This window comes from Streptomyces sp. NPDC058371, assembly GCF_042723265.1.
Taxonomy (GTDB): Bacteria; Actinomycetota; Actinomycetes; order Streptomycetales; family Streptomycetaceae; genus Streptomyces.
On record NZ_JBHXJC010000010.1, the window covers coordinates 233,546 to 246,133 of the forward strand.

General features: G+C 72.1%; 8 protein-coding genes, 1 other RNA gene and 1 pseudogene. 1 reads left to right on the forward strand and 9 read right to left on the reverse strand.

Annotated elements, in window-relative coordinates:
- Positions 1-60: 60 nt before the first annotated feature.
- The 4 genes and pseudogenes from ACFWM2_RS27270 to ACFWM2_RS27285 form a co-directional block, all read right to left on the reverse strand.
- Complete coding sequence (locus ACFWM2_RS27270) at positions 61-1,338, reverse strand: acyltransferase (RefSeq protein WP_383285190.1); 1,278 nt, start codon at positions 1,336-1,338, stop codon at positions 61-63.
- Positions 1,335-3,521 (reverse strand): glycosyltransferase, encoded by a 2,187-nt coding sequence (locus tag ACFWM2_RS27275; protein ID WP_383285193.1) that lies wholly within the window; start codon positions 3,519-3,521, stop codon positions 1,335-1,337. Before ACFWM2_RS27275 ends, ACFWM2_RS27270 begins: the two co-directional genes overlap by 4 nt.
- Entirely contained in the window at positions 3,521-4,468 is a 948-nt protein-coding gene (locus ACFWM2_RS27280; protein ID WP_383285196.1) for a hypothetical protein, read from the reverse strand. The genes ACFWM2_RS27275 and ACFWM2_RS27280 overlap by 1 nt, the downstream gene beginning before the upstream one ends.
- Before the next feature lie 298 nt (positions 4,469-4,766).
- Positions 4,767-5,757, reverse strand: a pseudogene (locus ACFWM2_RS27285) (LysR family transcriptional regulator).
- A gap of 84 nt (positions 5,758-5,841) precedes the next feature.
- On the opposite strand from ACFWM2_RS27285, the gene ACFWM2_RS27290 reads away from it, so the two are divergent.
- A complete protein-coding gene (locus ACFWM2_RS27290; RefSeq protein WP_383285199.1) occupies positions 5,842-7,251 on the forward strand; it encodes an MFS transporter in 1,410 nt (469 codons plus the stop codon).
- A gap of 170 nt (positions 7,252-7,421) precedes the next feature.
- Here the strand turns inward: ACFWM2_RS27290 and dacB are convergent, their stop codons facing one another.
- The 5 genes from dacB to ACFWM2_RS27315 form a co-directional block, all read right to left on the reverse strand.
- Positions 7,422-9,023, reverse strand: a complete 1,602-nt coding sequence (gene dacB / locus ACFWM2_RS27295; protein ID WP_383285202.1) for a D-alanyl-D-alanine carboxypeptidase/D-alanyl-D-alanine-endopeptidase — start codon at positions 9,021-9,023, stop codon at positions 7,422-7,424.
- 70 nt (positions 9,024-9,093) lie between these two features.
- Positions 9,094-10,074: an alpha/beta hydrolase family esterase gene (locus tag ACFWM2_RS27300; RefSeq protein ID WP_383285205.1), complete on the reverse strand. Its 981-nt coding sequence runs from the start codon at positions 10,072-10,074 to the stop codon at positions 9,094-9,096.
- A 199-nt stretch (positions 10,075-10,273) separates the two neighbouring features.
- Positions 10,274-10,661: a transfer-messenger RNA gene (gene ssrA / locus ACFWM2_RS27305) on the reverse strand.
- A gap of 131 nt (positions 10,662-10,792) precedes the next feature.
- On the reverse strand, positions 10,793-11,329 hold the full coding sequence (gene smpB, locus ACFWM2_RS27310) for an SsrA-binding protein SmpB (protein ID WP_383285209.1): 537 nt from the start codon (positions 11,327-11,329) through the stop codon (positions 10,793-10,795).
- Positions 11,330-11,411: 82 nt separating this feature from the next.
- A complete protein-coding gene (locus ACFWM2_RS27315; protein ID WP_383285212.1) occupies positions 11,412-12,578 on the reverse strand; it encodes a S41 family peptidase in 1,167 nt (388 codons plus the stop codon).
- Positions 12,579-12,588 lie beyond the last annotated feature (10 nt).

The window sequence follows — 12,588 nt, forward strand, 5'->3', positions numbered from 1 at the left end:
AACGTTGCTCTCACGTGGCGCGGACGGCGGCGGTGAGTTCGCGCCGCCGCCCGCCCCGGGTCAGGTCCGGTGCCGGGACTTCCCGGGTTTCGCGCCGGTCGGCCACAGCCGCGGGCGCCGCTTCGCCGCGACGTCCTCGACCCAGCCGAAGGCGACGAGCGCGACCGCGATGAGCGGCCACACGAGCACGAACATCCAGAGCGTGTACGTCGAGTCCAGCGCCGCCGTGGCCCCCTCGCTCTGGAGGAACGGAAGGTTGTACGCCAGATCGATGATCGGGACCGTGGCCATGATCAGCAGGTTGTGCCAGAGGTAGATCGTGACGGCGCGGTTGTTGGAGAGCGTGACGAGTTTGTCCCAGCGGGCCAGCCGGCCGGGCAACCGCTGCCAGGACGGGGCGTACTGGAGCAGGATCACGACGAACCCGAGCGACCACGTCGCCTGGGCCGGCGGGATGTCGTTCAGATCCCAGCCGTCGGGGCCCAGATGGCCCGAGGCCCACCACAGCCCGAAGGCCATCAGCAGGGCGCCGCCGGAGACGGCCGCGTAGCGCGGGATCTTCTGGAGCACGCCCTCGTGATGGGCGAAGCCGAGGACCCAGCAGCTGCCGAAGACCGCGAAGTCCATGACGGCGTTGCCCGTTTCGCCGGGGATGGTGACCAGGCCCGTGCCGACCACCGCCGTCAGGGCGAGCGGGGCCAGCAGCGTCGCCCACGGCATACGGCGGAACGCCCACAGCAGCAGCGGCGACGCCAGCACGAACCAGAGGTACGCCCGCAGGTACCAGAGCGGGCCCACCGCCTGGTCCGCCCAGGTGTCCTCCAGGAGGCCCGCCGCGTCCCCGATGTGCCAGGGGTAGGGCGGGGCGCCGATCGGGATGACGTAGTTGACCAGCTCGACGATGCCCCAGGTACCGCCCTGGTCGGGGTCCTTCGCCGGATTCCAGCCGCCGGCGAACAGCAGCGTGAGGACCACCGCGCTGAACACCCACAGCGGTGGCAGGAGCCGCCGGACGCGGCCCCGGATCACGCTCAGGGCGGGACGGTTCAGCGACCGCGCCATCAGGGAGCCCGCCAGCGCGAACATCACGCCCATCGACGGGAACAGGACCGTCAGCCAGGCCCAGCCGAAGAGGTGGTAGACGACCACGCGCACCAGCGCGACGGAGCGCAGCAGATCCAGATAGCGGTCGCGGCCGGGGGCCTTCCCGGCCGCGGCGGAGGCCTGCGGCGGGACGACGGCGGGCGCGCCCACCGGGGGTGTGCCGGGTGCGGCCCCGGGCGATGCGGCGGGTACGCCCGCAGGGGGCGTGGCACCCGACGTGAAGTGCTGGGTCATCCGACCGGCCTCCGATCATTTCCGCTTCCGATGCGCTGGCGCGGCATCGGGACCGGCGCCTCCACCACGCCGGTGCGCCGCAATTTCTGCCAGCGCAGCCGGCCGCCGGTGAGCGCGGTGATCCAGGACTGGAGCAGGACCACGTACATCAACTGCCGGTAGAGAATCTGCTGGAGGGGCAGCGAGACGAGGTGCGTCATGCGCTCGCGGTCCAGCCGGAAGGCGTACGCGGCGCACACGGCCTGGACGGCGAGGACACCCAGCCAGGCGAGCACCGTCCTCCCGGTCGGGCCGAAGACGACGCCGTAGAGCAGGAAGACGTCGATCAGCGGGGCCAGCAGCGGCGCCACCACCATGAAGAGCGACACCAGCGGCAGGCCCACCCGCCCGAAGCGGCCCGACGGTCCCCGTTCGACGAGCGCACGGCGGTGCTTCCAGATCGCCTGCATCGTGCCGTACGACCAGCGGTAGCGCTGCGACCACAACTGCTGGACCGTCTCCGGGGCCTCGGTCCAGGCGCGCGCCTTCTCCGCGTACACCACACGCCAGCCGTCGCGGTGCAGGGCCATCGTGATGTCGGTGTCCTCGGCGAGCGTGTCGTCGCTCATGCCGCCGACGCGTTCCAGCGCCGAGCGGCGGAAGGCACCCACCGCGCCCGGGATGGTGGGCATGCAGCGCAGGATGTCGTACATCCGACGGTCGAGGTTGAAGCCCATCACGTACTCGATGTGCTGCCAGGCGCCGATCATCGAGTCGCGGTTGCCGACCTTGGCGTTGCCCGCGACCGCGCCGACGCCGGGGTCGGCGAAGGGCTGGACCAGTTCGCGGACGGTGGCCGGCTCGAAGACCGTGTCGCCGTCCATCATCACGACGAGGTCGTGCCGGGCGTTTGCCAGACCGCGGTTGAGGGCGGCCGGCTTGCCCGCGTTGTGCTGGCGCACGACCCGTACGCCGGGCAGTCGCAGGCCCTCCACGATGAGGGCCGTGCCGTCGCTCGAACCGTCGTCGATGACGATGATCTCGATGGGGTGCTCACTCGCCATCAGTGAACGGACGGTGCTCTCGATGCACTTGGCCTCGTTGTACGCGGGGACCAGCACCGTCGCCGGCTCGGTGACCGGCGTCGGCCCCCAGCGGAAGTCGCGGCGGCGCACCCGGCGCGCGTGCGCCCAGGAGAGGACGAACATCAGCCCGAAGCGGACGAGGACGAGCACCCCGATCACCGCCAGGCACACCACCAGCACGCCCGTGGTCTCCTCGGAGGCCCGCACCGCGAAGACCCAGGCCCGGCCCTTCCACCGGTCGAGGCCGGTCACCCGGGTGTGCGCGCTGGGCGCGTCGAGGGCCTCGGTGAGGTTCTCGAAGTCGTAGCCGCGGTGCTGGAGAAGGGGCAGATAGCGGTCCAGCGCCTGGACGGTCTGGTGCCGGTCGCCGCCGGAGTCGTGCATCAGGACGACGGCACCCCTGCCGCCCCGCGGGGTCGCCCGCCGGATGATCTCGTCGACGCCCGGCTTCTGCCAGTCCTCGCTGTCCCGGTTGTTGACGACCGTGAGGTAGCCCCGGCTGCCGATGTACTGGGTCACCGGCCAGGACCTGTCGTCCATGGCGTCCGCGAAGGACGAGTACGGGGGCCGGAACAGCGACGTACGGATGCCGGCTGCGCCCTCGAGCGCCAGCTGGTTCTGCGAGAGCTCCCAGTCGATGCGCCGCTTGGACTGGTAGGACAGATCGGGGTGGTTGAAGGTGTGCAGGCCGATCTCGTGGCCCTCACGGACCATGCGGCGGACGAGCTCCGGGTAGCGCGAGGCCATGGTGCCGGTGACGAAGAAGACGGCGTGCGCGTGGTGCCTCTTGAGGACGTCGAGCACCTTCGGCGTCCACTTGGGGTCCGGGCCGTCGTCGAAGGTGAGGACGAGCCGGTGGTCCGGGAGGTCGAGGCTGGTCTCCCGGCCACCGCGGGTGTCGATGATCGGGCCGCCCGAAAGGATCTTCTCCGGCACCTTGTCGGTGGCCGCCTCCGGCCGGACCCGGTGGTCGGCGAGGATCTCGCTGTGCACGAAGCCGCGCAGCATCAGCATCGCCATCAGGGCGGCGAGGACGAGCGACGGCAGCAGGAAACGCATGGACAGCCGGCGACGGCGGGCGCGCGGGGCGCCGCCGTGACGGCTGGTGCGGGTTGCCATCAGAGGGTGTTCTCCGAGTACGAGGAGCTGGGGCCGGCCGTCGCGGTGGGGCCGGAGTCGGGGGCGGCCACCGTGGTGGTGCCGGGGCCGGAGCCGGGGGCTTCGGCGGGCGGGGGCTGCGACGACGGCTCGGCCGAGGGGCCGCCGCCACCGGCCGAGGGGCCCGGGCCCGGCGGTTCGGAGGCGGGGACGGACGGCTCGGGGTCCGGGCCCGGGTCCTTGGTGCCGGTGCTCGGCTTCGGCCTGCCGGTGCCGGCCGGGGGCTTGGGGTCCGCGGACGTGTCCGGGGCCTTGGCGCTGCCCGAGGGATGGGGCGCCTCATCGGCGCCCGGTGGCCTGGGCGTGGTGCCGCGCGGGGCGGGACTCACCCACCCCGGCAAGCTGCCGAGGGCCGGCGGGCGGGCCGGATCGGCGGGCAGCGGCGACGTCTCGACCTTGCCGGCCGGGCGATCCTTCTGCTGACCGGGCACCGGCAGCCAGGGCGCGCTGGAGTTGCCCGACAGAAGCGTGGCGACGATGACCACCGCGTACACCGCGCAGGCGATGCCGACGATCACGCCGAGGCGGCGGTATCTGCGGCTGCGGCGGCCCGACTCGTCGACGAACACGGGTCCGTCGGAGCGCTCCGGGCCGGCCGGGGCGGCGCCGGCGGGCCTGCTCACCTCACGCCCGGCGCCGTCGAGTTGCACCGTGACCTCGTTCGGGTCGTGCGTATGGCCCGGTTCACCGGGCTGCTCCCAGGCGGGCCGGTGGGTGCCGATGCCGATTCGACGACCGGTACCGGTGCCGATGCCGATTCGACGGCCGGTGCCGGTGTCGCCGCCGGTGTCGACCGGGCGCCCAACGCCCGTGTCGCTGCCGGTCTCCCGGTCGGGGCCGGGGGCCTCGCGGGCCTCGGGCCACGAGGAAGTCCAGGCGGCTTCCGGCCAGTTGACCGGCTCGGGCATCGATATCCGTGCCGCCGCGGAGGCGGGTTCCACCGTTTCGGCCCGACTCGACAGGCCGACCGCGTGGCCGGCTTCCGGATCGGCACCACGGTGATCGGGTTGGGCTTCTTTTCGCCAGTTCTTCACGCGCACGCATATCCCCCAGGGACAGATTCGAGGTGCGCGTCACGACCCCGGGCACTCGTACTTGTCGGTACTTGTCGGTCGGACCGGGCCCCCACCCGATCCGGCGCCCCCCTTGTCACACTGCACCCGGGTCACGCAATGTAGCGCAGCGCACCGACGCCGTTGCGATAAGTCAGAAAAGACTCATCATGATGAGTGCATCGGTGGCGGGAATCCATCCGTCCGCGGGCCGTTGCAGCCACTCTTCCGTCGACGCGAGCCGGGCCGCGGCCTCGCGCAGCGCGTCGAGCCCGGCGTGCGTCAGCCCTTTCCGCCACACCAGCGACACCGGAGAGAGCGGGACGGGGTCGACCAGAGGGCGTAGCACGGTGTCCGGCATGGCCGGAAAGTCCACCACGGCGAGGACGGGCGTGGCCTCCTTCGCCATCACCCGCCGGAACTCCTCCGGTCCGATGGCCACCGGCGCGGGGGGCGCGAGTTCGATCCCCCGCCCTTCGAACAGGCGCTGGGCGAGGTCGGTCCACTCCAGGGTGCGGGGGTTGCCGGCGCCGGCGTACACGGTCTCGCCGGCGAGCGCGGCCAGCGGCACCTCGTCCAGCGCGGCGAGGCGGTGGTCCTGCGGCAGCACGACGGCCATCGGCTCGTAGCGCACGGGCTGTTGCTCCAGCCGTGCCCGCAGCGCCGGGTCGAGTCCACCGAACCGGCCGAACGACACGTCCAGGCGACCGGCGATCATCTCCTGTGCGGCGCCCGTCAGTCCGCTCTCGAAGCGGGCCATCAGCTCGCTGTCGGGGGCGAGTCGGCGCGCGTGGTCGAGGATGCGGCCGGAGACGAGCCCCGGGGGAGTTGACGTCGACGAGCAGGGGTCGTTCCGGCCGGGTCCGCGCCGGTGCCCCGCGATCACCCCGACCGAAGGCGGCCAGCAGCGCGTCCTGCGCCTCCAGAACCCGGCGCGCGTACGGCAGCAGGCGGGCGCCGTCGGCCGTCAGCGCGACCTGCCGGGTCGTCCGCGTGAACAGCTCCGCACCCAGTTCGCGTTCCAGCCTGCGGATGTCCCGGCTGAGCGCCTGCTGGGCGACGTACAGCCGGGCCGCGGCGCGGGTGAAGTGCAGTTCTTCGGCGACGGCGAGGAAGGCGCGCAGCAGTCGGGGGTCGGCGAGCATCCGGCGAACTTACAACCGAGGTGCGTCAATCGCCATCGCGTTCGGTGTTGGACCCCTGCTCCCCGGGCGGGAGACGGTTGATCCATGCCGCAACCGTCCTCCGAGGAAGCCCCCTCGGTCCGCTTCACCGTCACCGGGGACAGCCTGGTGGCCGCCGACTTCGGACCTCGCCGCAGGGTCCGGTCCGCCGGGCAGGCCCGCATGCGGCGGGCACACGTCCCGGACCCGGCTCGGAAAGGCGCCGAACGCAATCCGTACCGGCGCCTCTTCACCGTCCCCGGCGCCCTCACCACGGGGAATCCGTACCGGCACCTCTTCACCATCCCCGGCGCCCGCGCCTTCACCGCGGGGAATCTCGTCGCACGGCTGCCCATGGGCATGTTCAGCGTCAGCGCAGTGATCATGATCGCGGGGTCGCGGGGTTCGTACGCGCTCGCCGGTGGAGTCACGGCGGCCGGTCTCGCGGCGACCGCCGTGGTCGGCCCGTGGACCGCCCGGCTCGTCGACCGCTACGGCCAGGCACGCATCGCCGTACCGGCCACGCTGATCGCCGCGCTCGGCTCGCTCGCGCTGCTGCTCTGCGTACGGCTCGGCGCCCCCGACTGGACCCTCTTCGCCGCGTACGCCGCCACCGCCACGACGCCCAACACCGGCGGCATGTCACGCGCCCGCTGGGCCCACCTCCTCAAGGGCGACGCCAAGGCCCTGCACACCGCGAACTCCTTCGAACAGGCCGCGGACGAGCTGTGCTTCATGCTCGGCCCGGTGCTGGCGGCCTTCCTGTGCTCGGCGTTCTTCCCCGAGGCGGGCACGCTGACCGGAGTCGTCCTGCTGCTGACCGGCGTCCTGGTCTTCGCCGCCCAGCGCTCGACCGAACCGCCCGTGCGGACGCGTGCGGGGGCGCGGACCGTGTCGCCGCTCCGCGCACCCGGCATGGCCCCGCTGCTCGTGGTGTTCCTCGCCGTCGGCGCGGTGTTCGGCGCGATGGAGGTCGTCACCATCGCGTTCGCGGACGCGCTGGGGCACCGGTCCGCGGCGGGGTCGGTCCTCGCCCTGCAGGCGGCCGGCTCCTGCGCGGCGGGGCTGCTGTACGGGGCCCTGAAGCCGGCCGGCCCCGCGGAACGGCGGTTCCCGTGGTGCGTCGCCGCCCTGACGGCCCTGCTGACGCTGCCCCTCCTGGCGGCCACCCTGACGGGTTCCCTCCTGATCCTCGCGGGCGCCCTGCTCGTCGCCGGCATGGCCACCGCCCCGACGATGGTCACCGGCATGACCCTCGTCCAACAGCGCACCCCCGAGGGGAGGTTGAACGAGGGGATGACCCTGTCGGTCACCGGCCTCCTCGGCGGGATCGCCTGCGGTTCGGCCGGCGGCGGCTGGGTGGTGGAGCACCTGTCGGCGCCGGCGGGCTACCTCGTACCGGTCTCCGCGGCGGCGCTCGCGCTACTGGCCTCGGCGGCGGGCGCAGTACGGGCAGGACGGCGCCGTTGCGGGTGAAGGGACCCGAGGCGGGCTCCCCCGGCCTCAAGCGGCTGAAGGGGCGCGAGCCCCGGAGCCGGTGCAGAAACCCGGCTCCCCGAGCGGCTGAAGGGGCCCGGGGCGCAGTCCCCCGGGTCCCAGAGCCCCACGCGGCCACCGACCCCTACGCGGCCCGCGTCCCGCACCCCTCAGCACTGCGCCGGTTTGCGCCACGCGCACTCCAGGTCGCCGTTCGTCTCGGATCCGCGCGGAGACTTCGGTGTCACGGCCACCGCCGCCTTCGCGGTCGAGCCGGCGAGCGTCACCACGATGGCGTCCTCCAGCGGCTTCACGGAGGAGACGAGGAAGTTGTTGAGGACGACGCTGTAGACCAGCTCGCGCCCCCCGGCGTCGGTGACGTACCCGGAGAGCGCCGAGGCCCCCGTCAACGACCCGGTCTTGCCCCGCGCGTTGAGGGCCGCGGGCGTCCCGCACATCCGGGAGCGCAGTGTCCCGCCCACGAACCGGTCGGGGTCGCACGCCACGGGCAGGGACCGGTACCAGTCCGCGTACCAGGGCTCGGCCCGTACCGCGAGCAGCAGCTCGGCGAGCTGCCCGGCCGGGAAGTTGTCCATCCGGGACAGCCCGGACCCGTCGACCTGCCGTATCGTCCCCGGGTCGACGCCCACACTCTTCAGATAGCCGCTGACGGCGTCGAGCCCGGCGCTCCAAGTGCCCTTGCCCACGGCCTGGTAGCCCATGGCCTTGGTCAGGATCTCGGCGTGCATGTTGTTGGACAGCTTCATGAACGGGACGAGGAGGTCACTCAGCCGCATGGACTCATGGGTGGCGAGCCGCCGCGCCCCCTGCGGAGTCGCCCGCCCGAGCCGGGTCGAGCCGACGACTTTCACCCCGTGCGCGGCCAGGGCGTCCCGGAAGACGGCGGCGGCGTACCCGGTGGGCTCCCAGACGGTCACCCATTCCTTGGCGGCGGTCCCGCCCACGGGCACCGTCCCGCTCACGACGACGGTGTTGGTGCCGTGCTCCCGCTCGACGGTGAGATCGTTCGCGCCGCCCGCGGCCACAGTGGTGGCGCGTACGTCGACGTCGACATAGTCCGTCCGCGGTGTGACGGTCGCGACCGGCTCGTCCCCCGCCTTCGCACCCGGCGCCACCTGCACGATCACGGTCCCGGTGTCGTAGTCCGTGTCCGGCGCCACGCTGAGCGCGCTGATCTGCGCCTCGTAGTACGAGGACTCGTCGTCGGCGGCCCACGACCGTCCGAGCCGCCGGCTGTCGAACCGGGTGTCGTCGGCGACCAGCCGCCCGCCGACCCGCCGGACGCCCGACTCCGCGAGTGCGGCGGCGAGTCGGTCGTAGTCGGCGGCGAGCAGGGTGGGGTCGCCGGTCCCCCGCAGATAGAGGTCTCCGTCCAGTACGGATCCATGGCGGCGACCGGTCGCGAGGACGTCCGTGGTGAACCGGTGGTCGGGGCCGAGGAGTTCCATCGCGGCGGCCGAGGTCGCCAGTTTGGTGTTGGAGGCGGGCATCAGACGGGTGGTGGGCTCGTGCGCGTACAGCACTTCGCCGCTCCGGGCGTCGGCGACGACCACGCTCGCGGTCCCGCCGGCCATGCGGCTGTCCCCCAGCACGGTGTCGATGGCCTCCGGCAGCCCGCTGCGGTCCGACTCCGCGCCGGCCGGTGCGCTCCAGCTGAGAGTGGCCGCCGCCAGGACCAGCGCGGCCACCCAACTCCAGGCACGGCGACGGGAATTGACACGTTTCGCGGATGTGCTCACGGGTCTCTTCATGCCACAGCAGCATCCCCGAAGACCCGGCTCCCCGACAGGGTGCCTCTCCCCGCCACCGCCGTTCACCGCCTCAGCCGAGCCCCCACGCATGCCCGAGCCGGTAGGCGGCGCACAGGTTCACATCCAGGATGTACGCCCCCGCCGTGCCGCACTGCCCGGTCCCGCTCCCCGGATCGACGGGCTGCCCGTGCCCCATCCCCGTGATGCCGTACGTCTCGACGACCGCCCGGCCGCCGCCGTCCCGGAAGACCTGGTGCGGATAGCCGGCGCCGGTGTCAGCGGCGTCCACCGTCTGGTCGGCGCCGTGGACGTCGGTCCACTGCTTCATCAGGTCGGTCATGTTGACGGGCTTCACCGTGGTGTCGGCCGAGCCCTGGAACACGGTCAGCGTCGGCCAGGGCCCGGTGTACCCGGGACGCGCGGCGCGCACCCGGTCGCCCCACTGCCGCGGGGTCTGGGTGGCGCCCACGTACATGCAGACGTACGGCGACCCGGCGGCCTGCGCACACCCGTACGGCAGCCCCGCGACGACCCCGCCGGCCGCGAACTTCTCGGGGTACGCCGCCATCAGCACGGCCGTCATGCCGCCCCCGGCGGAGAGCCCGGTGACGTACACGCGTGAGGCGTCTCCGGAGACGTCGGCGAGCTGCCGGTCCACCATCTGCGCGACCGAGGCCGCCTCGCCCCCGCCCCGCTCGATGTCACCGCTCTGGAACCAGTCGAAGCAGGACGAGGCGTTGTTGGCCGTCTGCTGCTGCGGCAGCACGACGGAGAAGCCCCAGCGGTCGGCGAGCTCTGTCCAGCCACTGCCGGTTCCGTACCCGGCCGCGTTCTGCGTGCACCCGTGCAATGCCACGACGACGGGCCGTCCGGCGGGGAGCCCGGCGGGCAGATAGCGGAACATCTTCAGCGCTCCGGGATTGCTCCCGAAGCCGGTGACTTCCTGGAGGGAGGCCGCTGAGGCCTTTCCCGGCGGCAGAAAGACGGAGAGAAGGGCGGCCAGAAGGGCCACCGGTAGAAGAAGGCGTACTGCGGCTCTGGTCTCGGTCATGGGGAGGGACCGTAGAAGCGCGTACGCCCTCCCGATATGGAGTGGGACACCACAACGCGCACCCCTCGTGTGTGCCGGCGGCAGACGTCGTCCGGTGAAGGCGCTGAGTACGACGAAGGCTCTGAGCGCGACGACAGCCCCGAGCACGACGAAGGCCCGGTGGTCGTCATGACCACCGGGCCTTCGTCTCACATGGGAATTGTGGAGATGGCGGGAATCGAACCCGCGTCCAACGGTGCAGAATCAGGGCTTCTCCGAGCGCAGTTCGCTGTGATTTTCTCGGCCCCGGTGATCTCGCGAACAAGTCTCCGACGGGCCCAGTCACTGTTTGATTTCCCACCGAACCCCGTGACCGGGCTCGGCGGTTTAGTTCCCTAGATTATGCCAGGATCCGGGTCGGGAACACCCCCGGGCTGACACCCTTTTAGGGTCCTTCAGTCGCTGTTATTAGGCAGCGAGGGCGAAGGACTGGGAATCGCTCTTGGAATTGGCGATTATTGGTTGCGACATATGGTTAACGAGATCATTGCCGCTTCCTCGGCTCGCTTCCCCTGCTTCGACAGCCGCTGTCGAAACCGATCATCCCCATGTTGTTTTTTCAAATCCGGATCTCACGACCCGGCCGGATCTCTCGATCCACACACCCGCTGTGGGGTGCAGTTGCCATCGTACGTGACCAACGTACGACGGTGCCAGCGTATTCCCGGCGGCGGCCCCGCTACGCGCCGCGCTCCTTGCGCTTGACCGCCGCGATCGCCCGGTCCGACTCGCGCCGGTCCTGCTTCTCCCGCAGCGTCTGCCGCTTGTCGTACTCCTTCTTGCCTCGCGCCAGCGCGATCTCGGCCTTCGCGCGGCCGTCCTTGAAGTACAGGGCGAGGGGCACGATCGTGTGACCCGTCTCCTGGGACTTCGACTCCAGCTTGTCGATCTCCTCGCGGTGCAGCAGCAGCTTGCGCTTGCGGCGCACCGTGTGGTTGGTCCAGGTGCCCTGGCTGTACTCGGGGATGTGGGCGTTGTGCAGCCACGCCTCGTTCCCGTCGATCTGGACGAAGCCGTCCGTCAGCGAGGCGCGCCCCTGGCGCAGCGACTTCACCTCGGTGCCGGTGAGCACGAGCCCGGCCTCGTAGGTGTCGATGATCGCGTAGTCGTGCCGCGCCTTCTTGTTCTGCGCGACGATCTTGCGCTTGCCGTCCTTCTTGCCGGAGGAGGCTCCCTGACTGCCCTGCTTCTGCTGGGACTCTTTCGGTACGTACATTCCCTTGGCCATAGTGCTGGCCATTTTCGCACTACAGGGGGGTCGCAGGGGAACCCGATTTCGGGGGCCGCGGCCCCGGCGGCTACGAAGGGTCGCCGAGCCCGCTCAGTACGGTCTCCGCCCGCTGCACGGCCTCGTCGTCCGCCTCCAGGTCGGGAGTGATGCCCCGCCCGTCGACGCTGCGGCCCGAGGGGGTGCGGTAGTGCCCGACGGTCAGCTCGGCGACGGACCCGCCGGGCAGGCGGCTCGGCATCTGGACCGAGCCCTTGCCGAAGGTCCTGGAGCCCACGACGACGGCGCGGCCGCGGTCCTGGAGCGCGCCCGTGAGCAGCTCGGCCGCGCTCATTGTGCCGCCGTCGACAAGCGCGACCAGCGGCCTCACGGTGTCGCCGCCGGAATCGGCGTGCAGGGCCTTCTGCACCCCGTTCACGTCGTACGTGGCGACGAGACCGCCGTCCAGGAAGGCGGAGGCGGCGGTGACGGCCTCGGCGACCAGTCCCCCGGAGTTGCCGCGCAGATCGAGGACGATGCCGGCGCCCCGGGGCGCCTCGGCGACCGCCTGGCGTACGCGGTCGCCGGACCCCTTGGTGAAGGAGGCGACCTTGATCACGGTGACGCGGCCCGCGAGCTTGTGCACGGTCACGGGGTCCGTGGAGAGCCGGGCCCGGCGCAGTTTCTCGGTCCACGCGCGCGTGGACCGCTCCAGACCGAGCGAGACCTCCGTACCGGCGACCGCGTCCTCCGCGTCGCCCCGCAGCAGCGCGACGACCTCGGTGACCGGCCTGCCGTCGACGCTCCGGCCGTCCACGCTGCGCAGCCGGTCACCCTTGCGGATCCCGGCGGCGGCCGCGGGGGACCCCGCCTGGACCCGGCTGACCTCGATGCTGCCGTCGCGCTCGCGCCGGGCCCACAGCCCCACGCCGGTGTACTGGCCGTCGAGGGCCTCTTCGAACTCCTCGTACTCGCCCTGGGAGTACACCGCGCCCCAGCGGTCGCCGCTGCGGCTGACGGCGCGCTCGGCGGCCTCCATGGGGGACTTGCCGTCGGCCATGGCCTCGGCGGCCGCCTCGGTGACCTCCGAGTGGTGGCCCACCGGGGTCGACCGCGACGAGGTGGGCGGGCCTTTCCGGCCGGGCTCGGGGAGGGTGCCGGCCGCGGCACCGGCGGCGAGGACGCCGGCGAAGACCAATGTCAGGGCGGCCCCGCGGCCGATGCGGCGGGGCTGACAGAACAGGTCACGGCCTGACATGCCGGTGAGT

Excerpts from the sequence above, each read along its gene's own strand:
- ACFWM2_RS27270 (WP_383285190.1), bottom strand. The coding sequence starts at position 1,338 with ATGACCCAGCACTTCACGTCGGGTGCCACGCCCCCTGCGGGCGTACCC.
- ACFWM2_RS27275 (WP_383285193.1), bottom strand. The coding sequence starts at position 3,521 with ATGGCAACCCGCACCAGCCGTCACGGCGGCGCCCCGCGCGCCCGCCGT.
- ACFWM2_RS27280 (WP_383285196.1), bottom strand. The coding sequence starts at position 4,468 with ATGCCCGAGCCGGTCAACTGGCCGGAAGCCGCCTGGACTTCCTCGTGG.
- ACFWM2_RS27290 (WP_383285199.1), top strand. The coding sequence starts at position 5,842 with ATGCCGCAACCGTCCTCCGAGGAAGCCCCCTCGGTCCGCTTCACCGTC.
- dacB (WP_383285202.1), bottom strand. The coding sequence starts at position 9,023 with ATGAAGAGACCCGTGAGCACATCCGCGAAACGTGTCAATTCCCGTCGC.
- ACFWM2_RS27300 (WP_383285205.1), bottom strand. The coding sequence starts at position 10,074 with ATGACCGAGACCAGAGCCGCAGTACGCCTTCTTCTACCGGTGGCCCTT.
- smpB (WP_383285209.1), bottom strand. The coding sequence starts at position 11,329 with ATGTACGTACCGAAAGAGTCCCAGCAGAAGCAGGGCAGTCAGGGAGCC.
- ACFWM2_RS27315 (WP_383285212.1), bottom strand. The coding sequence starts at position 12,578 with ATGTCAGGCCGTGACCTGTTCTGTCAGCCCCGCCGCATCGGCCGCGGG.